Origin of the sequence: Cytobacillus sp. FSL W8-0315, assembly GCF_038002905.1 — a bacterium.
Taxonomy (GTDB): domain Bacteria; phylum Bacillota; class Bacilli; order Bacillales; family Cytobacillaceae; genus Cytobacillus; species Cytobacillus pseudoceanisediminis.
The window spans coordinates 349,974-373,739 of record NZ_JBBOOC010000001.1; the positions used below are offsets into that span (position 1 = coordinate 349,974).

Consider the following 23,766-nt stretch of genomic DNA (forward strand, 5'->3'; position numbering starts at 1 on the left):
GCACTGCTTTTTACTTATCCAATAAAGTTTCTGTCCCCATAACAAGTTTTATCATTAGTTCCTTCACTGTTACTTCTTCAGCCAGTGTCACTCCCTGTCCGGCCCATAATGACATAAACTCCGGCTGCTCCAGCTTGGCTGCCTGTTTTCGGATAGGGGCTGTCATATCATTCTGTAATGGATAAGGCAATGTCTGCTGACCTTTCATCTCTTCCATGAACCTGTTGCGAATTCCTCTTGCAAGCTTTCCGGAAAATGCTTTCGTCACAGCTGTCTGATCTTCCCTTGCATTTAATAGTGCATGTTTGTACAGTGAGTGAGCTCCGCTTTCCCTGCATGTAAGAAAAGCAGTTCCCAGCTGGACTCCTGCTGCGCCAAGCATCATAGCAGCAGCAATGCCGCGGGAATCCATTATTCCCCCTGCAGCAGCCACGGGACAACTGACCGCATCTGCTACCTGTGGTATTAGAGCCATGGAACCAATAAGCCCGCTTTCTTCGCTGCCGAAAGTTCCACGGTGCCCCCCGGCTTCAACCCCCTGAGCAATAATCACATCTGCGCCAGCCTCTTCCCATTCCACTGCTTCTTTTACATTGGTTGCGGTTCCAATAATAATCGTACCCTGTTTCTTTAATTCAGAAATAATGGCAGATTCAGGAATGCCAAATGTAAAGCTGCAAACAGGCACCTGTTCCTCCATCAAAACATCAAGCTGTTTTCTGTATAAAGCAGCATAATTCTTTTCTGGCAGAGAAGGTTTTTCCTTCATACCAAGCTCACTGCTGTATCCGGCGAGTACATCCTCCATGCTGCTGATTTCCTCTGCATCCGCCGAAGCCTCACTATCCGGAACAAAGAGATTAACGCCAAATGGCTTATCTGTCAGATTCCGAATCCGTTTTATATCGTTCCTTATTTCATCTGAACTCATATAGCCTGCGCCCATATTTCCAAGTCCTCCACTATTGGATACCCCGCTGATTAATTGCGGCGTTGTCATCCCTCCAGCCATAGGAGCCTGGAAAATAGGGTATTTTATATCCAGCATCGCTGTTATGGAATTCTGGTTCCAGCCCATTTAAAACATCCTTCCGCCTTTATTTCCCCGAAACAATAGCATCTACTATACTATCAGCAACAAATTGCCAGATCTTAGAATCCTCCTGATAGGAAGCAGTTAGTCTACTGTACATGCTCATTTGTTTGTCCTTAAAGTCTTCCGCATTCTGTGCGGGGAGCTTACTTCTTCCATCATCAACCATTTCCTGAACCTGTTTGGCACGAGGTCCCCAAACAGCTTTTTCCTTCCCCGCCTCATCTATAAAAATATAAATGGGTATTGCTCTGGATGTTCCGTTAGTCAAATATTGATCCATGAGCTCAAGATTCTGATCCCTTAAAATAAAACGGACTTCCATCCCTGCTTCCTCTGCGATTTTCAGCAGAATCGGATTATTCAGCATCGCATCTCCGCACCAATCTTCAGTGAGTACAATCACTTTCATGCCAGTGTCCTTAAATTCTGCCAATCTTGCTTTCTCTTTATCTGATAAAGAAAAACGATCGTAAATGCCCATCATTTCATCTTTATTTACTTTCATTCCCCCTATGTATTCATGCAGACTCAGCCCTTTTTGGAACCAATCCAGTAATTCCATTAATCAACACTCCTTTTTTCTAAATGACTAATTACTAATTCTGTATGGCTCCCCAGCATTCCTTCTGATTACTGCTGGCGAATTTTGCAGAAAAACATCTTTTCCTGGGAAATTAGACAAAGAGGCTGTCGGCAAAAAACGAAGGCCGGCGAAAAGCGGCCGGCCTTGTCATCAATCCATCATTCGTTTTTTGTATACGGCGGCCACTAGAGCAAACACAGCAGCAGTCCATACAATTATTGCCGCCAGATGGGACCATACATCCGATAGGCCAGCCCCCGCTTCAACCTGATTAGCCAAGTCAATGAGCTGCAGATTTGGCAAGTACTCAATAAATATTAAAACTGGATATTTTTCTATAAAAGGGGTCAAGAACGAGCCAAAGGAAAAAATCATCATAATGGGCAAAATAACAACCGATGCTTCCATTACGGATTTTGTCAACAATCCAAGCAATGTGCCAATTCCAATATAAAAGACAGCAGACAGAATAATAGCCATACCAACTATTATTACATTATCAGGATTATAACCAGTTAAAAATGCAGCTATAATGATAACGGCAATGGTGCTAATAAAGCTCAATAAACTTTTCCCGAATAATATCTCCAGGGTACTTGCAGGAGACAGCATAAGTCCCCTTAATGTATTTTTTTCTTTTTCCTCTGCAATTAGTGAGCACTGCACATAGGCTGCTACTAAACTAAAAATCATATTGATGACCATATAATGTGCATCGATTGCCTCAATACCCATGCGTCCATAAATCGCGGCCATAACAAGGGGCAGGAAGACGGTAGTAGAAACATATAAATTTTTCGAAACATCTTTATAATCCTTATATAAGATGGCCATAGATCGTTTCATTGAAAAAGTCATGCTAATTTCCTCCCTGTTACTTCTACAAAAATATCCCCTAAAGTCGGTTCGTTCGAATAGATGGAAACAATTTTATTTCCAGACATGTAATCATACACAGTTTGTGCTCCGCCCGGTCCTTTATCGACAATTACTTTGCTCCCATCGGTCAGCTCAACAGTCAATGTATGATCGGCAAATTTTCGGCGAAGCGCTTTAGGTGAATCCAGCAATTGAATAGCCCCATTATTTAAGAACGCAACGCGGTCACATAGCGTTTCAGCCTCATTCATATCGTGTGTGGTCAAAAAGATCGTGGTTCCTTTTTCTTTTAAGTCTTTTAAGCCTTTATAAATATGTTTTGTATTTACTGGATCAAGTGCTGAAGTCGGTTCATCAAGAAACAGCAGCTCAGGTTGATGCAAGAATGCCCGTGCCAGTGTCACACGCTGAGTCATCCCTTTTGATAGTTTAGAAACAGCCTTCTTTTTATCATCTATTAAATTGACCATGCCCAGAACTTCATCAATCCTCTTATCCGGTACATCATAAAGATCACAGTACAGCTTTAAATTATCATAAATTGTTAAACGGCTGTATAAACCGCTATTATCAGTCAGGATTCCGATTTTCTTACGGTATTCTTCTTTCTTCAGATTGGAAGCATTTACCCCAAATACTAAAGCCTCCCCATCTGTCTGGGCTAATTGAGCGGTTAGAATTTTTATGGTAGTTGTTTTGCCGGATCCGCTTGGCCCTAAAAACCCGAAAGTCTCTCCCTTTTTTACATTAAATGATACATTTTCCAGTGCTGGCTGATCTGAAAAGTATTTGGCCAATGATTTGACTTCAATGATATTCTCCATTTTCATCCTCCATGCGGTTTGTTTTCTTATGCATTCATCTTAATTCATAAAGAAAACCCCCACATTATATTCCAGATAAAAAGAGCAATACAGAGGCTGAATGGAGCAATACAGAAGTGGAATGGAGCTTACTTTAACCCCAGCATTTCTTTTAACTCCGCCATTTTCCCTTTTGATAAAGGGATTGATGATTTAGAAGCATCATTGAGCACCAGTGTAAAACTATTCCTTGTCCACGTCACGACCTCCCGGACCTTCTGCAGATTAACAATATAAGAGCGGTGGCATCTGAAGAAGCCATAGGGGTGCAGTTTTCTTTCCAGCTCTGCCAGAGTAAATACACTTGGATACACTTCACCTTTAATAAAAATATTGGATTGGCCATCGTTGCTTTCAATGTAATCAATTTCAGGCGGGTCGAATAATACGATTTTATCGTTCACTTTTGTAGGGACTTTTTCGAAGCAAACAGGCTGTACCGCTGGCGTTTCTTCACTCAGCAGACCGGCATGCTGTTCCTGCGCCGCTGTATCCGGTTCATCCTGTAAAACGTCAAGCTCCAGCAGACCGGTTTCACCAAGCCTATAAACCTTGTTGGTCACTGCAAGCGCACTCTCCAAATTACCAGTTAGTATTAAAACACCTTTCCCATTTTGATTAAGTTTCCTTATCAATTTTATGAAGACACGCTTTGTTTCCAAATCAATATTTTGGTCTGGCTCTTCAAAAATAAACAATGCAGGGTTCTGAAAAAGCATACGGCCAAAATGGACTCGTCTTTTTTGTGAATAGGATAACTTTCTAACCTGCTGATTTCGCTCTGCATCCAGCTGAACAGCACGCAGCCCTTCTTCTATTGATATTTCCGATCCATATAGGTTCTTATAAAAAGAGAAGTTTTCCTTCGCCGTTAATCTTTCATATAGACCGTCATTTAAAGAGAAGATTCCAATGCCCGTCAAGAATTTGCGTTTGTCTATCGCCGCACTAATTTCATTAACCCTTATTTCTCCATTGGAAATCGGCATTGTCCCCATGAACATACTCAATAATACGTTCTTTACATTTGTATTTGTATGAACTGCTGCGGCCTCGCCCGCAGAGATCTCCAGACTAAATGGAGGAAATACAACTGTATGCTCATCATGCTCTTCTAAATTTGTTATTTTTAAAATGGCCATTTCTAATCACCTGGTTTTTTTAGATTTCATACCTGTAATTATAACGCTGAAGGACATGTAAAATATAGCTTTTCCTGGGAAATAATAGGGGTATTTGTCGAAAGACCGTTTTCTTCAAACAAAAAAGGGGCATGAAACCGAATGATTTCATACCCCGATAAATAGCTATCTTTTCTGAATTTCCTGCTGCAATAATTTGTTGACAAGCGGCGGGTTGGCCTGTCCTTTTGTGGCTTTCATGATTTGGCCGACAAGGAAGCCGATCGCTTTTTGTTTTCCATTTTTGAAATCCTCAATCGATTGCGGATTCGCATCAAGCGTTTCTCCGATAATCTTAAGAAGTGCACCTTCGTCCGAAATCTGAACCAGGCCTTTTTCTTTTACGATTGTTTCCGGATCTCCGCCATTTTCAACCAGTTCTTTGAAAACGGTTTTGGCAATTTTGGAAGAGATGGTGCCATTTTCTATCAGTTTAATCATGCCGGCAAGTCCCTCTGGTGTCAGAGCTATATCTGTCAGCTCTTTTTGTTCAGCATTCAGGTATGCTGACAGTTCACCCATCACCCAGTTGGAAGCCTGCTTTGCGTCAGCTCCTGCTTGGACAGCCGCTTCAAAGAAATCGGATGTTTCTTTCGTGACTGTCAGGACAGCTGCATCATAAGCAGGAAGCCCAAGTTCTTCAATATAGCGGTTCTTTCTTTGGTCCGGAAGCTCAGGGATCTCAGCACGAATGCGCTCTTTCCACTCTTCATCAATATGGATATCAAGCAAATCAGGCTCAGGGAAATAACGATAATCATCCGAACCCTCTTTTACCCTCATTAGAATGGTTGTATTGGTTGCTTCATCATAGCGCAATGTTTCCTGCTGGATTGTACCGCCTGAACTTAAAATCTCTTCCTGTCGTTTCTCCTCATACTCCAGTCCTTTGCGGACAAAGTTAAAGGAGTTCAGGTTCTTAAGCTCTGTCTTTGTGCCAAATTCCTCCTGGCCCACAGGACGAAGGGAGATATTCGCATCACAGCGAAGTGAACCCTCCTCCATTTTACAGTCAGAAACGCCTGTATACTGGATGATGGACTTTAACTTCTCGAGATATGCGTATGCTTCATTTGGCGTGCGGATATCCGGCTCAGACACAATCTCAATCAGCGGGGTACCCTGGCGGTTATAGTCTACAAGAGAATATCCTTTAGCATGAGAGAGTTTTCCTGCATCTTCTTCAAGATGGATTCGCGTAATGCCGATTTTTTTCTTATAGCCGTCGACTTCGATCTCAATCCAGCCATGCTCTCCAATTGGCTTATCGAATTGCGAAATCTGGTAGGCTTTTGGGTTATCCGGGTAAAAATAATTCTTCCGGTCAAATTTGGTGACAGGTGCAATTTCACAATTCAGTGCCATCGCAGCTTTCATTCCGAATTCAACTGCCTTTTTATTTATGACAGGAAGCACTCCAGGGTAGCCAAGATCGACGACCGTTGTGTTGGAGTTAGGCTCTGCCCCAAAATGGTTTGGGCTTGCCGAGAATATTTTTGAATCTGTTTTTAGCTCAACGTGTACTTCAAGTCCAATAACCGTTTCGTATTTCATGATTCCCCCCCCTTACAGTCCCGGTTTTTGCTTATGGAATTCTGTAGCCTGCTCAAAAGCATGCGCTACACGGTAAACAGTGCTTTCATCAAAATGCTTTCCGATAATCTGGAGGCCAAGCGGCAATCCATCCGCGAATCCGCAAGGTACGCTGATTCCAGGTACGCCGGCAAGGTTTACTGGAATTGTCAGAATATCATTTGCGTACATTGTCAGCGGATCAGATGTATTTTCACCAATCTTAAAGGCAGGAGTTGGTGCTGTCGGTCCAATAATGACATCATATTTTTCAAAAACATTTTCAAAGTCTTGTTTAATCAGTGTACGCACCTTTTGTGCCTTTTTATAGTAAGCATCATAATAGCCTGAACTTAAGGCGAATGTACCAAGCATGATGCGGCGTTTCACTTCATCACCAAAGCCTTCTGCACGGGTCTTTTTGTATAAATCGATTAAATTCTCAGGATTTGCTGTTCTATAGCCATAGCGTACGCCATCAAAGCGCGCCAGATTTGCCGATGCCTCAGAGGAGGACAGCAGATAATACGTTGCCAGTGCATATTTCGAATGCGGCAGGGAAACTTCCTCCCATGTTGCCCCAAGTTTTTCTAACACTTTCAGGGCGTCCAGTACTGACTGGCGCACCTCTTCATTCACACCTTCAGCCAAATACTCTTTCGGTACGGCAATTCTCAGCCCCTTTACATCCCCAGTCAAGCTTTCCGCATAGCTTGGGACCTCAACATTTGCTGAAGTAGAATCCATAGGATCCACACCTGAAATTGCCTGAAGCAGATATGCGTTATCTTCAACTGTCCGTGTAATTGGCCCGATTTGGTCCAGAGATGAGGCAAACGCGATCAGTCCGAATCTTGATACTCTTCCATATGTAGGCTTTAACCCAACAACTCCGCAATAAGAAGCAGGCTGTCTGATTGAGCCGCCTGTGTCTGATCCAAGAGAAAATAAAACCTCACCGGCTGCAACAGAAGCAGCAGAACCACCGGAAGATCCCCCGGGAACTCTTTCTAGATTCCATGGATTCCGGGTTACTTGAAAGCCTGAGTTTTCATTGGATGATCCCATTGCAAATTCATCCATATTCAGTTTACCGATTGTAATGGTTTCAGCATTATGTAATTTGGATGCAGCAGTCGCATCATAAATCGGATCAAAGTTTTCAAGGATTTTACTCGCACTGGTGGTGCGCAGCCCCTTCGTTACGATGTTATCCTTCACGCCGATTGGCATACCGAACAAAAGGCCTTTTGCCTCGTCTGTTCCAATTTTCCCATCCATTCTTTTAGCTGCTTCACGGGCTTTTTCTTCATCAAGCGTCAAGAAAGCCTGTACTTTATCTTCAACTTCACCGATTCGCTTGTACGATTCGCTGACAAGGTCGGTAACCGTGATTTCTTTCTTATGTAAAAGCTGATGAAGTTCCGATACCTTATGGTCAAATAAACTCACCATTTTCCCCTCCCTATTCAATAATAGACGGCACTTTTATATAGCCATCCTGATGTTCCGGCGCATTTTTCAGAACTTCTTCCTGTGGAAGCCCCTTATTTGCCTTATCTTCTCTCAATACATTCTTCATATCAAGAACATGGGATGTTGGTTCAACATGGTCTGTATCAAGCTCATTCAGCAGTTCGGCAAATGAAATCATCTTGTCCAGCTGTTCGGTGTATGCAACAGCTTCTTCCTCAGTCATTGCAAGTCGCGCCAGGTGTGCAACATGCTTAACCTGATCTATTGAAATTCTCGACATTAATGCCACCTCCAAAAATTGAATACTGTCAATGCACAATTATTATGATCATACCAAACTTTCGCGCGTTAAAGCAATACGCGCACGCCAGCTGGCTTAGCAATCTTCTGCTTATTTTACCATGAGTTCAGTGAATTGTGTGTTTGCTTCTCTTTTTAGAGGATAAATGAAAAGCGAAACCGAATAAATGGGGGTTGCGGTAATAAATACAGGAGGTGCGATTATGGAATTTTTCCGATTTGATTTGGATGTCAGCAGGGAAATTGCCCAATTCAGCAGCCACAATGCCAGCATCACCCCGATTATCCGAAACAAAACAGCTACAGTTGGGTGTATCCACCTGAAGGATAATAGTGTTTTAGGCATGCATCCGGCAGCTTGTCCCCAGCTATTTCTCATCGTTGACGGCGAAGGATGGGTTAAAACTGCTGGCGGTGAGCAAATTGCAGTCCAAAAAGGAACCGCTGTTTATTGGTCTGAAGGTGAGGAACATGAATCAGGCTCTTACCTTGGCATGACTGCAATTGTGATTGAAGGTCCTGATTTGGATCCCCATCTGTACCTGAAGGGCCTTCGAATAGATAGCGGAACACCTCGCATGGGCCGGTAAGTGCTGAATTTTGGCCGGTAAATCCCGTATTTCGGCCGGTATTGTGGTGCTTTCCTCTCAAAATAGAGCAGCGCTGAAGACGCTGCTCATTTCCGCTTGAATAGTTTGGCAAATAGGCCGCCCTTTTTTTCTTTTTTTGCTTCTGCTTTGACCGTTTTCCTCTCCACGAAAATTTCCGGTTTATCAATCGCATAGTCATAGGCTAGAACCAGCCCGATCTCTGAATTATGATCTTTATTGGTGACGATTGTATATTCGACCTTATAGGTTGAGGCAAGCTTTATATATTTTGATAAATAGGAGTAGCTCATATTCCCATTTAGATAAAGATGAGCCTTGCTGTTGGCTTTAAGGGCCTCTTCCACCTGCGGATAGATTCCATCTTCCCTTATCTGCGGCTGCTTCAAGGCAATGACCACCCTCTCCCGAAGCGAGCCAAGAAACTTGCGGCGTTCATCAGGCTTGGTCTGCTTTTGTCCATGAATCCCCTGTTGAAGATAATCATCTATATTTTCAGCCAATTGTACATCCTCCATCCTTATATGACTCAATGCTTCCATTGTATTCAGTATTACGTCCTATTTCAAATTTCGCCTATATAATATGTATGTTTTTGCAGCATGTACTGTGCTTGCCCCTTAAGCAAAAAAATACCCCCCTTCCAGGAAGAGAGGTTCAAAATAGGAGAATATGCAGGTAAGAAATCAAGTTTACATACGGGTAGAATTTAAGCTTCCTGCTTTTCAGTAAATTGTTCTTCCTCAGTGGATCCTTTCAAAGCAGTTGTCGAGGATGTTCCTCCAGTAATGACCATGGAAACCTGGTCAAAATAGCCGGTACCCACTTCACGCTGATGTCTTGTCGCCGTGTAGCCATGTGTTTCGCTGGCAAACTCGGCCTGCTGCAGTTCAGAGTACGCTGCCATTCCGCGGTCTTTATAGCCGCGAGCCAGTTCAAACATGCTATGGTTTAGCGCATGGAATCCTGCCAAAGTAACAAACTGGAACTTATAGCCCATTTTGCCGAGCTCAACCTGGAATTTTGCAATCGTTTCGTCATCGAGCTTTTTCTTCCAATTGAATGAAGGAGAGCAATTATACGCTAACAGCTTGCCAGGGAATTTTTCATGGATTGCTTCAGCAAAGCGTCTCGCTTCATCAAGATCCGGTTCTGATGTTTCACACCATACCAGGTCTGCATAAGGAGCATACGCCAATCCCCGAGCGATCGCTTGGTCAAGACCTGCCTTTGTACGGAAGAAACCTTCAGGTGTGCGTTCCCCAGTAATGAAAGGTGAATCACAAGGGTCCACATCGCTGGTTATTAAGTCTGCAGCGTTGGCATCAGTCCGTGCGACAATGACAGTCGGCACGCCCATAACATCCGCTGCCAATCTTGCAGAAATTAAATTCTTAACAGCAGTCTGGGTAGGCAGTAAAACCTTTCCGCCAAGGTGGCCGCATTTCTTCTCAGAAGATAGCTGGTCCTCAAAGTGTACTCCGCCGGCACCCGATTCAATCATGCCTTTCATAAGTTCAAATACATTAAGCTGGCCGCCGAATCCTGCTTCCGCATCTGCTACAATCGGAGCGAACCAGTCAATGGAATGATCCCCTTCCATATGATGAATCTGGTCAGCTCGCTGAAGGGCCTGATTAATTCGTTTTACAACACTCGGAACACTGTTGGCCGGATATAGACTTTGGTCCGGGTACATATTTCCGGACAGATTCGCATCTGCAGCAACCTGCCAGCCGCTTAAGTATATGGCCTTCAGCCCTGCCTTAACCTGCTGGACAGCCTGGTTTCCCGTTAACGCCCCTAATGCATTGACGAAGTCTTCTTCATTCACAAGCTTCCACAGCTTCTCTGCACCACGGCGCGCTAATGTATGTTCAATATCAATTGACCCTCTTAATTTAATGACTTCCTCAGCCGTATACGGTCTTTCTACTCCATTCCAGCGTTCATCCATTTCCCAGCTTTCCTGTAACTGACGCACTCTTTCATCTGCCATTTGATTAAATCCTCCTTTTAATTTAGAAAATCATCATTTGAGCAAAATCCCAGTTGCACTGCATTTCTGTATCACAACAGGTATTAAATTATTAGCTGTTATGATATAAGTCTAAGTTGTTATAAAACAATTGATAATCTATGTTTTGTATTATATAACAGAGATTTCTTAATGGGAACCCTTTTTTAAAAAAATTTTCAAAATTTACCGCTAATTCTCTAATCTATCCAATAAAATAGCTCTTTTCGCCAACTTAATTTTATAAATTTAGATGAATAGATATGTTGATATATGTGATATAACAGCAAATTAATGCGAAATAACGTATTTTTATACATTCTTATCTTTATAGCTTACAAGGTTTTTTGTCCCTCAACCTTTATTATGTTATGATAATAAACGTCTTTTCAAAGTGGACCATTCCCCAAACCGATTTTTCCACAAACACAAAACTGCATGTTACTGTATAAAAGGAACTTTTCCACGTATGTTTTAATGGGGACATAAATAGAAAAATGGGGGTGAACATATGGATTTCACTATGGCGACGTGGCTTTGGCTTCTTATTCCAATGCCATTATTGATCGTACTATCAGGCATCTCATATTTTGTTGAAAGGAGAGGATAAATAAGTATGGATATAAATATACCAACTTTAATTGCCATTATTGTTTATCTGGTCGGCATGCTGCTGATTGGCGTGCTTGCAGCCAGAATGACTAAAGATTTATCTGATTATGTTTTAGGCGGACGAGGGCTTGGAGCTGGAGTTGCAGCCTTGAGTGCCGGAGCTTCTGATATGAGCGGATGGTTAATGCTGGGATTGCCTGGAGCTGTTTACTTAGGCGGTATGGGTGAAATATGGCTTCCTATCGGTCTGGCAGCCGGTGCCTATCTGAATTGGCAGTTTGTTGCTAAGCCACTGCGTGTCTACACAGAAGTAGCCAACGATTCGATTACAGTTCCCGGGTATTTTGAAAACCGGTTCCATGATACTTCAAAATTGCTGCGGGTAGTTTCTGCAATCGTCATATTAGTCTTTTTCACTTTCTATACTTCTTCCAGCCTGGTCGGCGGTGCCATTCTATTAGAAAATTCATTCGGGATGGATTATACACTCGCTCTTTGGGTCGGAGCTGCTGTCATTTTGTCATACACATTATTTGGCGGCTTCCTTGCAGCCAGCTGGACAGACTTTATTCAAGGCATCTTAATGTTCTTAGCCTTGATTATCATTCCGATTACAGCGATTCAGGAGCTTGGCGGTTGGAATGAAACACTAGATCAGATCAGCGCGATAGATCCAACACATTTAGATGTTGCTTCAGGAGCCACTTTTGTTGGCGTAGTTTCCCTGCTGGCATGGGGGCTTGGCTACTTTGGACAGCCGCATATCCTTGTCCGCTTTATGGGATTAAAATCAACAAACGACGTTCCAAAAGCCCGCTTGATCGGTATGACGTGGATGGTTCTTTCGTTATTTGGAGCTCTGTTTGTAGGGTTTGCCGGCATCGCCTATTTTGCAGATGCACCGCTTGCCAATTCTGAAACAGTATTCATCATGTTTTCACAGGTACTATTTAATCCATGGGTAGCTGGATTCTTATTAGCAGCCATTCTCTCAGCAATCATGAGCACAGTTGACTCTCAATTGCTCGTTTCTTCAAGTGCACTGGCGCAGGATTTTTATAAATCCATCTTTAGAAGAAATGCTTCCAAAAAGGAAGAAATGATTGTTGGCAGAATTGCTGTACTGGGCATTGCCATTATTGCCATCTTCTTAGGGTATAACCCAGAAAGCAAGGTGTTGGAACTTGTCAGTTATGCTTGGGCCGGATTTGGTGCAGCCTTCGGGCCAGTTATCATCCTGAGCCTGTTCTGGAAGCGCATGACACGGAATGGCGCCCTTGCCGGCATTATTGTTGGTGCCGTAACAGTAATTGTTTGGGCACAGCTTACCGGCGGACTGTTTGATTTGTATGAATTGGCGCCCGGCTTCCTATTTGCAGGTCTAGCGATTATCATCGTCAGCCTTCTGGATAAAGCACCTTCAAAGGAAGTTCAGGAGCAGTACAATCAATATAAGTCTGTCCTTAAAAATTAATTGCAGCAACCCTCTTCCTTTGTGGAGAGGGTTTTTTGTATGTCTGTCGTTCATCCATACAATTACAGGCTTGAGCCGGGAATCAATATTTTGTGTTGCCGGCTTAATTACAAAGCAGGAATCATTAAATTACTTCTGCTCCAAGCGTATTTGCAAAATGCCTTAAGGCCCACTGATGACCCTCCTGATCAAATGAAGCAACAGCATCTTTATAAATCACTATTTTAAACCCTTTATTATAAGCATCGACTGCTGTATGAAGCACGCAAATGTCTGTGCATACACCGACCAGGTGCACCTCCTCAACACCGCGTTCCCTCAGTTTTATCTCGAGATCGGTTCCTGCAAATGCAGAATATCTTGTTTTGTCCATGAAATAAACATTTTCAGCGTCTTTGTTTGTTTCATAAATCTGCTGCAATAAACCGTACAGATTTCTTCCCTCCGTGTTCCTGATATTATGCGGCGGAAATAATTTTGTTTCTGGGTGATGGATGTCTCCTTCATCATGAACATCAATAGCAAAAACAGTGAAATGCCCACTCGCGATAAACTCTCCTGTAAGGTCCGCGATCTTCTTTTCCAGCAGCTGTCCAGGCTTACCGCATGTCAGGGCACCGCCTTCCGCTACAAAATCATTTGTGTAATCGATATTAATCAAAGCTTTGTTTGGCATTTTCGCATCACTCCAATCTATAGGCTTATTTTCATCATATACTTCAAAGTCCTGAATATCCAATAAAAAAGGAACAGCAACCAAGTTGCTGTTCCCGCCTCCAATCGGAGGTTTATTAATACATTTCAGAAGTAGTCTTCGCCTGCATATGCAGAAGAATGTAGTCAGGGCCGCCCGCCTTGGAGTCAGTTCCTGACATGTTGAATCCGCCGAATGGCTGGTATCCAACAATCGCGCCTGTACAGCCGCGGTTGAAGTATAAGTTTCCAACATGGAAGTCTTCGCGCGCTTTTTGGATGTGCTCACGGTTCTGTGTGATCACAGCACCTGTTAAGCCGTACTCGGTGTTGTTGGCGATTTCAAGCGCATGATCGAAATCTTTTGCCTTTGTGAAGCCAACGACAGGTCCAAAGATCTCTTCCTGCATTAAGCGTGCATCCGGGGCAAGGTCTGCGAATACTGTCGGCTTGATGAAGAAGCCTTTCGAGCTGTCTCCTTCTCCGCCAGTCATCAGCTTGCCTTCTTCTTTGCCGATTTCGATGTAGCTCATGATCTTGTCAAATGCGCCCTGGTCAATCACTGGACCCATGTAATTGCTCTGGTCTTCAGGATTGCCCTGCGTTAATTCGTTAGTCAGTTCCACCACACGGTTAAGAACCTGATCGTATACATCTTCTACTACAACCGCACGTGAACATGCAGAGCACTTCTGGCCGGAGAATCCGAAAGCAGAGGCAACGATTGAAGTAGCTGCCAATTCAAGGTCTGCTTCTTTGTCCACAACGATTGTGTCCTTACCGCCCATTTCAGCGATCACACGCTTTAGCCAGATTTGGCCTTCGTTTAGCTTGGAAGCACGCTCGTTGATGCGAAGACCAACGTCGCGTGAACCCGTGAAGGAGATGAAGCGAGTGTCTTTATGGTCAACCAAATAGTCGCCCACTTCTGCACCGCTGCCCGGCACGAAGTTCAGCACGCCCTTCGGAAGGCCTGCCTCTTCCATCACTTCAACAAATTTCGCAGCCACAACCGGTGTTGTAGAAGCTGGTTTTAATAGAACTGTATTTCCTGCCACGATCGCGGCAACAGTAGTGCCGGCCATGATTGCAAGCGGGAAGTTCCAAGGAGAGATGATGATGCCCACTCCCAATGGAATGTAGTCATAACGGTTATATTCGTTCGGACGGCTGTTGACTGGAACACCGTCTTTGATTTTTAAGATTTGGCGTGCATAGTACTCAAGGAAGTCAATGGCTTCCGCAGTATCAGCATCTGCCTCGTTCCAAGGCTTCCCTGCTTCCTTTGTTAAAAGGGCAGAAAACTCATGCTTACGGCGGCGGATGATCGCAGCAGCTTTGAATAAAACATCTGCGCGTGTTTCCGGCTTCACTTTTCTCCATGTTTTGAATGCTTCAACAGCAGCCTGCATTGCTTTTTCCGCAAGCTCGCGGTTTGCCTTTGAAACACGGCCAACTACTTCTTCTTTATTAGAAGGATTGATTGATACAATTTTATCTTCAGTAGAAATGCGCTCTCCGCCAATTAAAAGATCATAATCCTGGCCCAAATAGCTTTCTACAGTTTGTAAACCCTTTAAATATGCTTCACGATTTTCTTCTTCTTTAAAATTCGTGAATGGCTCATGCTTATAAGGTTGTACCATTTTTACCGCCTCCTGTGTGTACAAATATCAAACGCCAGATAGTAGCGCCCCGCCCCGTTTTAAAAACATGCTGGAGAAAGGTCTGCTATTCTCTTAAAACGTTTTCATCCAAACACTATATTAACACGAAAATAACATTATCTTCAAACATTCTCCGCTGATGTTATATATTAACATCCATCGAGAGAAATTGCAGTTTTACTTAGAAGGATAAGGGGTTGAAGATTCTTGTGGCAGGTTTTGGATAAAACTGTTATATAAAAAATTTTAGTGCTGTTATTTTTTAGCAGTGAATATCATTTTTGTTTACTTCTTATCATTTTTACAGCTATGAACTTTTATGGGGACCCTTATTCTTGCATCTCTCTATTGTGTCGCCATTGCCTTCTATGACGACCACTTTCCTCGTGCCTCTTCCTTTTTCGTCTTCATGAACCCTCTATGACTACCATTTTCCTGAGCCTCTTCCTTTTTCGTCGTCATGAAGCCTATGACGACCATTTTCCTCGTGCCTCTTCCTTTTTTGTCTTCATAAACCCTCTATGGTTTCCATTTCCCTCGAGCTTCTTCCTTTTTCGTCTTCATAAAGCCTCTATGGTTTCCATTTCCCTCGAGCTTCTTCCTTTTTCGTCTTCATAAAGCCTCTATGACACCAGATTTTCTCAAACTGCTTCCAATTTTCCACAATGCCCGTAACCCTCTTTCCTGAAATTAAAAAAACCCAGAAGATGCATCTTCTGCACTTCTGGGTACCCTGGTTCTATTGATAGATGTGGACAAAAGGTTCGCTTTGGTCTGCTTTCCGGACTACTAGTGCTTCCGGTCCGTTGACAGATGAGATATTTACCTGGACTGAGATGTATTCAGGGAAGTGTTTGACGACAAGCCCTGTTACATATTGCGTAAATCCAATCGCTTCTGCTTTTCCATAGAATTGGATTGGGATATCAATATTAACTTCCTGCAATTGGTCCTGAGCGTAGAAGGCTTTCCCGATAACTCCATTGAAGTTTGGGAAATAGGTTTCTACATCCTGTTTAAAGTTAAGAAAAGCCGTTAAATCATCTCGATGATTTTTTTCAGCCGTGTTTGAAGGGAAAAGGACATATTTCTCGTTGACGTCTTCCCATCCGCCAAGCTTGGTGCTTCCTTTATCCGCCGTAGCGTATGTAAAGAAGCTGCCTGGCACCACCGAAGTTCTTGATTGCTGTTCAAACAAAGCAATGGTTACCGGCACATCTTTCAGGCCTTTGATTTGCCGTACTCTCTGCAGTACTTCTTCAGCCAGCTTTTTACCTTCCCGTTCGATGACATCTTGGTCAATCTTTGTTTCGAAAGTGGCACCATATTGTTCCTTTTGATAATAATGGACAGAGTTCATGGCAAGGCCAATTACAACACCGCCGAGCCCCACTTTTCCATCATCATTTTTCAGCAAATAGTTGTGTTCAAGAATATGGGCAAGGTAGATCGGGCTTTTTTCATTGTTTTTATCAATATCTCCGCCATCTGCGATCATTGGATTTAAGCCGATATTGTCTTCTGCCTTCATTTCGCGTTCCTTCAGCTGAGCATCAGTGAATTTACGGTTTAGCCAAGCCTGGACTGTGCCTCTCTTTAGATACTGTCCTTCCTGGAATAAGTATTTATCAGGATCAAACGTGTTTTGCGCAACTCTCATAAGTCCTGTCTCAAATTCATTGATATCATATTTGGTGTTTACATTATTGACCACGAGACCTCTGGATTCACTTGGTTCAAAAGGCAGCAGTGTTCGATAATACTTTTCAGAAATTTTATAGTTCGGAATGATTGCCTTATCCTTTTCGTTCTTGTCTTCCTGAACAACTTCCTCCTGCTTATTAAAATTAGGCGCACAGCCTGCTAGCAGAAGGGTTAGAGATAAAGCAAGCATCATCAGTTTTTTCACGGAGCTTACACCCTCTTACTTATTTAATTCTTCAACCAGTCTCTCCTCGTTCCAAACCTCAACTCCAAGCTCCTGGGCCTTCGTCAGTTTGGATCCAGCCTCTTCTCCGGCGATTACAACATCTGTTTTCTTGCTGACGCTTCCGGATACTTTACCGCCTAGCGCCTCTATTTTTTCTTTTGCTTCATTCCGGCTCATTATTTCAAGCTTTCCTGTCAGAACCACTGTTTTTCCTGCAAAAAAGCTATCCGAGTTTTCGGCCAAAACAGGCTTTGGCCCATTATAAGCCATGTTGACCCCAGCTGCTTTCAGCTCCGCAATCAGTTCATGGGCTTCTTCCTGATCAAAGAAGGAAACGATGGAATCAGCCATTTTTTCACCAATTTCATTGATAGCTGTTAAATTGTCCCGGGATGCTTTTTCAAGTGCTTCCATATGGCCAAACTCCTGGGCCAGCGTTTTGGCTGCCTTTGCGCCAACATGGCGGATCCCCAGCCCAAATAAAAGCTTTTCCAATGAGTTGCCCTTGGAGTTTTCAATTGCCTGAATGAGGTTATTTACTGACTTTTCACCCATCCTCTCGAGCTGGATGAGCTGTTCATACGTTAATTTATAGATATCTGCCACATCTTTAATCAGATTTTCGGCAAATAATTGGCTGATCACCTTTTCACCAAGGCCATCAATGTTCATGGCGTTGCGGGATACAAAGTGAATTAGGCCTTCCCTGATCTGGGCCGGGCACTTTGGATTAATGCAGCGCAATGCCACTTCACCATCAAGGCGGACCAGTTCGCTTTCACACTCAGGGCAATGTGTCGGCATGTTAAAATCCTGCTCCTCACCCGTTCTCCTGTCAGCCAGTACATTTACAACTTCAGGGATAATATCTCCTGCTTTTTTCACAACGACCTGATCGCCAATCTTAATATCTTTTTCGCGAATTAAATCTTCGTTGTGCAGTGACGCCCTTTGAACAGTCGTTCCGGCAACACGGACAGGCTCCAGAAGTGCAGTTGGCGTAACTACGCCAGTTCGCCCCACGCTTAATTCAATATCCCTTAATGTGGTAACAACCTCTTCTGCAGGGAATTTATAAGCAATGGCCCAGCGTGGGCTTTTTGCCGTAGTGCCAAGCTGCTCCTGTGATTCAAGTGAATCGACTTTAATAACGATGCCATCAATATCATAAGACAGGTTTGGACGTTTGTCAGTCCATCCCTGTACATATTCAATGACTTCCTCGATGCTTTCACATCTTTTGCGTTCTTTATTCGTTTTAAATCCAAGGCTATCCAGATAATCCAGACCTTCGCTATGGGATACAACGCCTGTATCCCCTACATTCGCTATGCCGTAGACAAAAATATCGAGATTTCGCTTTGCCGCCAGACGCGGATCAAGCTGCCTTAATGAACCTGCTGCGGCATTCCTTGGGTTTGCGAAAGGCTCTTCCCCATTCTCCTCTTTCGCTTTATTCAATTTCTCAAAAGAACGCCTTGGCATGAATGCCTCACCGCGCACTTCCATCGTGACACTCTCTTTCAGCCGGAGAGGGATAGAGCGAATGGTCTTTAAATTTGCTGTGATATTTTCACCGATGGATCCGTCCCCGCGTGTGGCACCGAGAGTAAAAAGCCCATCCTCATAACGGAGGGAGACAGCCAGCCCATCGATTTTCAATTCGCATACATAAGAAACATTTTCACCTGCACCCTGGCGGACACGGCGGTCAAAGTCTCTTAGGTCCTGCTCACTGAAGGCATTGCCCAAACTGAGCATTTGTGACTGATGCTCCACCTTTTCGAACATATCAAGAATTTCCCCTCCAACCCGCTGTGTTGGAGAATCTTCTGTTTTCAGCTCGGGAAATTGCTCTTCAAGCTCAATGAGGTCCCTCATCAGTCTATCGTATTCAGCATCTGGAACAGACGGCTGATCAAGAACATGGTATTCATAATTATACTGATTCAAAAGGTTGTGCAGATCTTTCACCTTTTTTTCTGCCAATTGAAGGTCCATACATTCAACCCTTTCTATAATCCTTTAAAAAATGCCTGGCAGGCTGCTCTAAGTTTACGCCTTTGTAATCGGTGCAAATTTGGCCAGCAGACGTTTAATGCCAACTGGTCTTGGGAACGCAATATCCAGCTCTGTTCCTTCGCCGGAACCTTTTACACTGACAACTGTACCTGTACCCCATTTTCCGTGCTGGGCTTTGTCGCCGACTTTCCAGTCAATTTCATCTCCGCCTGTATTCGATGCAGATGGACGAACCACCGCTTTCCGCTGAGGCTGTGCTCCTCTTGAAGCTGAAGGAGATCCAAACGGGGATGATCCAAATGGAGACGGCTTTTTAGCAGGTTCAAGCCCATCCAGCAAATCAGCAGGAATTTCTTTGATAAATCGGGATGGCGGATTCATATTCGTGCGTCCAAATAAAGTACGCATTTGTGCATTCGTAATGTAAAGCTCTTCTTCTGCCCGCGTGATTCCCACATAAGCAAGACGGCGCTCCTCTTCCATTTCCGATTCTTCCATTAGAGAACGGCTGTGCGGGAATACACCTTCTTCAAGACCTAGTAAAAAGACAACAGGGAACTCTAGCCCTTTTGCTGAGTGAAGTGTCATAAGCACAACTGATTCAGCTTTTTCCCCATCATCATCCAATTTATCAATGTCAGCCACAAGAGCCAGATCAGTCAAAAATGCGATAAGCGATTTATCTTCGCTGGCTTCTTCAAAGTTTTTTGTAACAGATAGGAATTCATCAATGTTTTCCAGACGGCTCTGGGCTTCAATGGACTTCTCGGCAATGAGCATATCCCGGTAGCCTGATTTCTCCAGCAGCTCTTCCACAAGTTCTGTCACAGATAAGTATTCCTGCATTTGTGTATAGTTTTTAACCAAATCCCTGAATTCAATAGCCCCTTTTGTAATTTTCGGGCTCAGGCCAATCAGTTCAATGGACTCAAGAGCTTCAAACATGCTCATCTCGTGAAGCTGTGCAAAGTTGGCGATTTTATCAACGGAACCGGAGCCGATTCCGCGTTTTGGCACATTGATGACACGCTGAAGGCTGATATCATCATCCGGATTTGCAATCAGACGCAGGTAAGCAAGGATGTCCTTAATTTCTTTGCGGTCGTAGAACTTGATGCCGCCGACAATGGAATATTCAATGTTCGACTTTAACAGTACTTCCTCCATTACACGGGACTGTGCGTTTGTGCGGTACAAGATAGCAATATCCGAAAAGCTTCGCTTGCCGCTGCTGATGTATTCTTTAATTTTCCCTGCAACAAACTGCGCTTCTCCCTGCTCGCTGTCGGCACGATAGTAGAAGATCTTATTGCCTTCTGCGTTTTCAGTCCAAAGGTTTTTTGGCTTTCTGTTGAGGTTCTTGCTGATGACTTCGTTCGCAGCCAGCAGAATCCTTTTAGTTGATCGGTAATTTTGTTCGAGCATAATAGTCTGTGCATTTGGATAATCCTTTTCAAAAGAAAGGATGTTGGCTATGTCCGCACCGCGCCATTTATAGATGGACTGATCGGAATCACCGACCACACACAGATTCTTAAAACGGCTTGCCAAAAGCTTGACCAGCATATACTGCGCTCTGTTAGTATCCTGGTACTCATCCACATGAATGTACTGGAATTTGCGCTGATAATATTCAAGCACTTCCGGCACTCTCTGGAACAGCTGAATCGTGATCATAATAAGATCATCAAAATCAAGCGCCTGGTTGCGTCTTAGTCTCTTTTGGTACTCTGTATATACATCACTTGCAACCTGCTGAATATAATCTCCTGCTGTTTTCGCATACTCTTCAGGGGTAATCAATTCATTTTTTGCCGAGCTGATAGACCCCAGGATAGCACGCGGATCAAATTTCTTTGGATCCAGGTTTTTATCCTTGAGGATTGATTTAATCACCGATTGCTGATCTGTTGAATCAAGAATCGTGAAATTGCGGTTATAGCCAATACGGTCAATATCTCTTCTTAAGATTCGAACGCACATGGAGTGGAACGTCGAAATCCAGATTTCATCTGCAGCTCCGCCCATCATGTTATGAATACGGTCACGCATTTCACGGGCTGCTTTGTTTGTAAAAGTGATTGCCAGAATATTGTAGGGGTTCACACCCTTTTCTACCATCAAGTAAGCAATCCTGTGGGTAAGCACTCTTGTCTTTCCGCTTCCCGCTCCTGCCATTATAAGAAGTGGTCCGTCTGTTGTTTTTACCGCATTTTGCTGCTGCGGATTCAGTCCGTTCAATAATTTATCCGTTAAAAATTGCATTTCTTCTCTTCACCACCATAGAAACATATGTTCTTATATCTATTTTATCTTTTTTTATAATCATCAGCAACTGAATTAGGCACGAACAGCTTCGACAGTGGCCAATGCAGCCTGCAGATCATCGTAAATAATATTTCCGACCACAATTACGTCCGCATGCTCAGCCATTTGACTTGCCTGCTCGGCATTCATGATGCCGCCGCCGTAAAATAATACGGTTTCTTCAAGCGTATTTTTCACCTCTGCGACCACTTCAGCGTCTCCGTACTTTCCGCTGTATTCCAGATAGAAGATTGGCAGGCTGAACATCTTCTCAGCCATCATGGCATATGCCCTTACCTCATCCAATGATAAATCTGTCCTTGAATTGGTAACGTGTGCCGCTTTGCAATCTTCATTCAGGATGCAATAACCCTGAACCAGAATTTCTTCCCAATTCATGACATCCCCATATTCTTTTACAGCCTCCTGATGAAGGCCTGTAATCCACTTCACGTCCCGGCTGTTAAGGACTGTCGGGATAAAGTATAAGTCAAAGCCCGGGGTAATTGAATCAATGGTTGAAACCTCCAGCACACAAGGGACTGTGTATCGGCGGATGCGTGCCATTAAATCCAGCACCTTTTCCAGCGTTACTCCGTCCGTCCCGCCCACAATAATCGCGTCTGTTCCAGACTCACAAATCATTTCCAGGTTTTCATCTGATATATTTTTATCCGGATCGAGCTTAAAAACGTGGCTCCATTCGCGAACATCATACATGCAAAATTGCCTCCATTCTATCATTCCATTTCATCATTATATCATTTAAGATAGTGAATAAAAAATAAAAGCTGAAGCGCCTCGAACAGCCCGGACAAGCGCTGGCCGACGCTGCCACGTCCTGTGGCAACGTCGGCACTAGTAATCCTGTACGTCGGAAGGTCAGTGGATGAAGTCGTTTTTTTGACTTCATCAGCTTGCCTGAAGCGACCTCGAGGGGCTGGGCGCTGAAGCTAGATAAAAAAGTAAAGCAGGAAGTCTTTATGAGGTGGAAAAAATTATTAGGGGAAACAAAGAAAAAAACCGCGGGAACAGCCCCATCGGTTTAAGTAATACGAATATTTACGCTTTTTCAGGTTCTTCTTCTTTGATTCTTTCCAGTGCCATTTCATAGGCATCATTTCCATAGTTGAGGCATCGCTTCACGCGGGAAATGGTTGCCGTGCTTGCGCCCGTATCTGTTTCAATTTTATGATAGGTTTTGCCTTCACGAAGCATGCGTGCCACTTCCAGACGCTGAGCCAGGGACTGTATTTCATTAACTGTGCATAAGTCATCAAAGAAGCGATAGCACTCTTCCAGGTCATTTAAAGATAAAACAGATTTAAATAACTGATCCAGTTCTTTGCCTCTTAGCTTATCAATTTGCATATATTTGCATACCCCTTTATTGTAATAGTTTTTGACATAATTATTGTTTAGCTTCAAAGGAAACCGTTTGCTCATTGCCCATGCTTGATGGAACGATGTTGATCCAGGTCTTTCCTGGCACCAGGCCAGCCTGTTTCCCATTTAATACAGGAAGAATTCGCCCGTCAATATTTTCCCATTTTACTTCTGTCACTTTCCCTTTTTGCAGGAGGTATCCTTTTCCCCCAGAAGTTAAGTTAATATCACGGCGGCCCGCGCTGTCAACCACTTTATGGTCTGCTTCTGCAATGAAGATGTTATCAAGCAATACAGGTTCGCCGGATTTGTAATCAGCTGTAAGTTCGCCATTGGAATATCTTTTGTATTTCTCCAGTGCCGCATCATACTCATAGATGACATTGAATAATTCATTGTCCAAATAGGAGATCATGGCAGAGTCAGCATCCTCTCCCTGAATAGCCTTTGCATCTTCCTTCGACAGAAACGCCAGAGATTCCGGTTCGTTTTCCATCACATAATTTCTTTCCTTTGCACCCTTCAGCACATTTTCGAATGAAATATAGGAATTATGAGGAGCCTGGCGGAAGCTTTCCCGTTTAAACAGTGTACCGTCATACTGCATTCCATTCAGATTATCAATATAGCCCTGATCCAGCAATTCTTTGGCTTCCGGACTATAGCCGTGGGCAATGTAGAGGCTGTCATAGCCTTTCGCCAGCTCAATATAATAATCTCTTGAACTTCTTACCGGCCCTATCATTTCGGGCTGCTCACTTTGAAAAATAGCAAGAAAACGCGTCACGTCCCCTTCTGCCAGCAATTCGTAGACGATATCAGCCTGGTTAAGCCCGGATTGCGGACGGGCTTTCGGATGATTATTGATCATCACCGCTACAGCCCTTCCATCCACCTCAGCCTCCGACCCGAAGCCTGTGAGAGGATAGTGAAATGGAAGTTCTTTTTCAGAGCTTACCCCTTTTGCAGCCTCTTCCGCTTTTTCCGTATCTTGTTTTTCAGGCTCTTCAGTTTTTTCTTTGCTGCAGCCAGAGACTAAAAGCATTGCCGCTGCTGATACAGCTATCCATCTTTTTAGCATTTAGCACCCCTGTGTTTTT

General features: G+C 43.6%; 20 protein-coding genes. 2 read left to right on the top strand and 18 right to left on the bottom strand.

The features are described 5' to 3' along the window. Nucleotides 1-10: 10 nt before the first annotated feature. The 8 genes from MKY20_RS01990 to gatC all read right to left on the bottom strand — a co-directional run bounded on the left by MKY20_RS01990 (nucleotide 11) and on the right by gatC (nucleotide 7,930). Nucleotides 11-1,078, bottom strand: coding sequence for an NAD(P)H-dependent flavin oxidoreductase (locus tag MKY20_RS01990; RefSeq protein WP_251175366.1), 1,068 nt, complete (start codon nucleotides 1,076-1,078; stop codon nucleotides 11-13). Between the two features lie 19 nt (nucleotides 1,079-1,097). After that, nucleotides 1,098-1,658, bottom strand: a complete 561-nt coding sequence (locus tag MKY20_RS01995) for a thioredoxin family protein (protein ID WP_009335956.1) — start codon at nucleotides 1,656-1,658, stop codon at nucleotides 1,098-1,100. Nucleotides 1,659-1,829: 171 nt separating this feature from the next. Next, nucleotides 1,830-2,537, bottom strand: a complete 708-nt coding sequence (locus tag MKY20_RS02000; protein ID WP_217035674.1) for an ABC transporter permease — start codon at nucleotides 2,535-2,537, stop codon at nucleotides 1,830-1,832. Then, the gene (locus MKY20_RS02005; protein ID WP_009335958.1) at nucleotides 2,534-3,382 is read right to left on the bottom strand and encodes an ABC transporter ATP-binding protein; all 849 of its coding nucleotides are present in this window, start codon (nucleotides 3,380-3,382) and stop codon (nucleotides 2,534-2,536) included. Before MKY20_RS02005 ends, MKY20_RS02000 begins: the two co-directional genes overlap by 4 nt. A gap of 128 nt (nucleotides 3,383-3,510) precedes the next feature. After that, nucleotides 3,511-4,563: a LytTR family transcriptional regulator DNA-binding domain-containing protein gene (locus MKY20_RS02010; RefSeq protein ID WP_251175367.1), complete on the bottom strand. Its 1,053-nt coding sequence runs from the start codon at nucleotides 4,561-4,563 to the stop codon at nucleotides 3,511-3,513. A 165-nt stretch (nucleotides 4,564-4,728) separates the two neighbouring features. Continuing rightward, nucleotides 4,729-6,156 (bottom strand): Asp-tRNA(Asn)/Glu-tRNA(Gln) amidotransferase subunit GatB, encoded by a 1,428-nt coding sequence (gene gatB, locus MKY20_RS02015; RefSeq protein WP_009335960.1) that lies wholly within the window; start codon nucleotides 6,154-6,156, stop codon nucleotides 4,729-4,731. A gap of 12 nt (nucleotides 6,157-6,168) precedes the next feature. Then, entirely contained in the window at nucleotides 6,169-7,626 is a 1,458-nt protein-coding gene (gene gatA / locus MKY20_RS02020; RefSeq protein ID WP_251175373.1) for an Asp-tRNA(Asn)/Glu-tRNA(Gln) amidotransferase subunit GatA, read from the bottom strand. Nucleotides 7,627-7,639: 13 nt separating this feature from the next. Continuing rightward, a complete protein-coding gene (gene gatC / locus MKY20_RS02025; RefSeq protein WP_009335962.1) occupies nucleotides 7,640-7,930 on the bottom strand; it encodes an Asp-tRNA(Asn)/Glu-tRNA(Gln) amidotransferase subunit GatC in 291 nt (96 codons plus the stop codon). 223 nt (nucleotides 7,931-8,153) lie between these two features. Between gatC and MKY20_RS02030 the strand changes: the two genes are divergently transcribed. Further along, nucleotides 8,154-8,540: a hypothetical protein gene (locus MKY20_RS02030; RefSeq protein ID WP_009335963.1), complete on the top strand. Its 387-nt coding sequence runs from the start codon at nucleotides 8,154-8,156 to the stop codon at nucleotides 8,538-8,540. A gap of 86 nt (nucleotides 8,541-8,626) precedes the next feature. Here MKY20_RS02030 and MKY20_RS02035 read toward each other — a convergent pair whose 3' ends face one another. Both MKY20_RS02035 and aceA read right to left on the bottom strand, forming a co-directional pair. Beyond that, nucleotides 8,627-9,061, bottom strand: coding sequence for a YueI family protein (locus tag MKY20_RS02035; RefSeq protein ID WP_009335964.1), 435 nt, complete (start codon nucleotides 9,059-9,061; stop codon nucleotides 8,627-8,629). 206 nt (nucleotides 9,062-9,267) lie between these two features. Next, nucleotides 9,268-10,557 carry an isocitrate lyase gene (gene aceA / locus MKY20_RS02040; RefSeq protein ID WP_251175368.1) on the bottom strand — a complete coding sequence of 430 codons (1,290 nt, stop codon included), beginning with the start codon at nucleotides 10,555-10,557 and terminating at the stop codon, nucleotides 9,268-9,270. A 634-nt stretch (nucleotides 10,558-11,191) separates the two neighbouring features. Here aceA and putP point away from each other — a divergent pair. Then, nucleotides 11,192-12,661 carry a sodium/proline symporter PutP gene (gene putP / locus MKY20_RS02045; protein ID WP_009335966.1) on the top strand — a complete coding sequence of 490 codons (1,470 nt, stop codon included), beginning with the start codon at nucleotides 11,192-11,194 and terminating at the stop codon, nucleotides 12,659-12,661. A 124-nt stretch (nucleotides 12,662-12,785) separates the two neighbouring features. Here the strand turns inward: putP and MKY20_RS02050 are convergent, their stop codons facing one another. The 8 genes from MKY20_RS02050 to MKY20_RS02085 all read right to left on the bottom strand — a co-directional run bounded on the left by MKY20_RS02050 (nucleotide 12,786) and on the right by MKY20_RS02085 (nucleotide 23,747). Then, the gene (locus MKY20_RS02050; protein WP_026041579.1) at nucleotides 12,786-13,337 is read right to left on the bottom strand and encodes a cysteine hydrolase family protein; all 552 of its coding nucleotides are present in this window, start codon (nucleotides 13,335-13,337) and stop codon (nucleotides 12,786-12,788) included. A gap of 115 nt (nucleotides 13,338-13,452) precedes the next feature. Next, nucleotides 13,453-15,000 carry an L-glutamate gamma-semialdehyde dehydrogenase gene (gene pruA / locus MKY20_RS02055; protein ID WP_064328209.1) on the bottom strand — a complete coding sequence of 516 codons (1,548 nt, stop codon included), beginning with the start codon at nucleotides 14,998-15,000 and terminating at the stop codon, nucleotides 13,453-13,455. 760 nt (nucleotides 15,001-15,760) lie between these two features. Then, the gene (locus tag MKY20_RS02060; protein WP_019382927.1) at nucleotides 15,761-16,930 is read right to left on the bottom strand and encodes a CamS family sex pheromone protein; all 1,170 of its coding nucleotides are present in this window, start codon (nucleotides 16,928-16,930) and stop codon (nucleotides 15,761-15,763) included. A 15-nt stretch (nucleotides 16,931-16,945) separates the two neighbouring features. Beyond that, a complete protein-coding gene (gene ligA / locus MKY20_RS02065; RefSeq protein ID WP_251175369.1) occupies nucleotides 16,946-18,952 on the bottom strand; it encodes an NAD-dependent DNA ligase LigA in 2,007 nt (668 codons plus the stop codon). A 54-nt stretch (nucleotides 18,953-19,006) separates the two neighbouring features. Next, nucleotides 19,007-21,238: a DNA helicase PcrA gene (gene pcrA / locus MKY20_RS02070; RefSeq protein WP_251175370.1), complete on the bottom strand. Its 2,232-nt coding sequence runs from the start codon at nucleotides 21,236-21,238 to the stop codon at nucleotides 19,007-19,009. Between the two features lie 75 nt (nucleotides 21,239-21,313). Next, nucleotides 21,314-22,000: a heptaprenylglyceryl phosphate synthase gene (locus tag MKY20_RS02075; protein WP_251175371.1), complete on the bottom strand. Its 687-nt coding sequence runs from the start codon at nucleotides 21,998-22,000 to the stop codon at nucleotides 21,314-21,316. Between the two features lie 342 nt (nucleotides 22,001-22,342). Then, nucleotides 22,343-22,651, bottom strand: a complete 309-nt coding sequence (locus MKY20_RS02080; protein ID WP_019382930.1) for a YerC/YecD family TrpR-related protein — start codon at nucleotides 22,649-22,651, stop codon at nucleotides 22,343-22,345. A 40-nt stretch (nucleotides 22,652-22,691) separates the two neighbouring features. After that, nucleotides 22,692-23,747 (bottom strand): DUF3048 domain-containing protein, encoded by a 1,056-nt coding sequence (locus MKY20_RS02085; protein WP_019382931.1) that lies wholly within the window; start codon nucleotides 23,745-23,747, stop codon nucleotides 22,692-22,694. Nucleotides 23,748-23,766 lie beyond the last annotated feature (19 nt).

Bases quoted from the DNA above. Each gene is read 5' to 3' on its own strand.
- MKY20_RS01990 (WP_251175366.1), bottom strand. From the start codon at position 1,078: ATGGGCTGGAACCAGAATTCCATAACAGCGATGCTGGATATAAAATAC.
- MKY20_RS01995 (WP_009335956.1), bottom strand. From the start codon at position 1,658: ATGGAATTACTGGATTGGTTCCAAAAAGGGCTGAGTCTGCATGAATAC.
- MKY20_RS02000 (WP_217035674.1), bottom strand. From the start codon at position 2,537: ATGACTTTTTCAATGAAACGATCTATGGCCATCTTATATAAGGATTAT.
- MKY20_RS02005 (WP_009335958.1), bottom strand. From the start codon at position 3,382: ATGGAGAATATCATTGAAGTCAAATCATTGGCCAAATACTTTTCAGAT.
- MKY20_RS02010 (WP_251175367.1), bottom strand. From the start codon at position 4,563: ATGGCCATTTTAAAAATAACAAATTTAGAAGAGCATGATGAGCATACA.
- gatB (WP_009335960.1), bottom strand. From the start codon at position 6,156: ATGAAATACGAAACGGTTATTGGACTTGAAGTACACGTTGAGCTAAAA.
- gatC (WP_009335962.1), bottom strand. From the start codon at position 7,930: ATGTCGAGAATTTCAATAGATCAGGTTAAGCATGTTGCACACCTGGCG.
- MKY20_RS02030 (WP_009335963.1), top strand. From the start codon at position 8,154: ATGGAATTTTTCCGATTTGATTTGGATGTCAGCAGGGAAATTGCCCAA.
- aceA (WP_251175368.1), bottom strand. From the start codon at position 10,557: ATGGCAGATGAAAGAGTGCGTCAGTTACAGGAAAGCTGGGAAATGGAT.
- putP (WP_009335966.1), top strand. From the start codon at position 11,192: ATGGATATAAATATACCAACTTTAATTGCCATTATTGTTTATCTGGTC.
- MKY20_RS02050 (WP_026041579.1), bottom strand. From the start codon at position 13,337: ATGCCAAACAAAGCTTTGATTAATATCGATTACACAAATGATTTTGTA.
- pruA (WP_064328209.1), bottom strand. From the start codon at position 15,000: ATGGTACAACCTTATAAGCATGAGCCATTCACGAATTTTAAAGAAGAA.
- ligA (WP_251175369.1), bottom strand. From the start codon at position 18,952: ATGGACCTTCAATTGGCAGAAAAAAAGGTGAAAGATCTGCACAACCTT.
- pcrA (WP_251175370.1), bottom strand. From the start codon at position 21,238: ATGCAATTTTTAACGGATAAATTATTGAACGGACTGAATCCGCAGCAG.
- MKY20_RS02075 (WP_251175371.1), bottom strand. From the start codon at position 22,000: ATGTATGATGTTCGCGAATGGAGCCACGTTTTTAAGCTCGATCCGGAT.
- MKY20_RS02080 (WP_019382930.1), bottom strand. From the start codon at position 22,651: ATGCAAATTGATAAGCTAAGAGGCAAAGAACTGGATCAGTTATTTAAA.
- MKY20_RS02085 (WP_019382931.1), bottom strand. From the start codon at position 23,747: ATGCTAAAAAGATGGATAGCTGTATCAGCAGCGGCAATGCTTTTAGTC.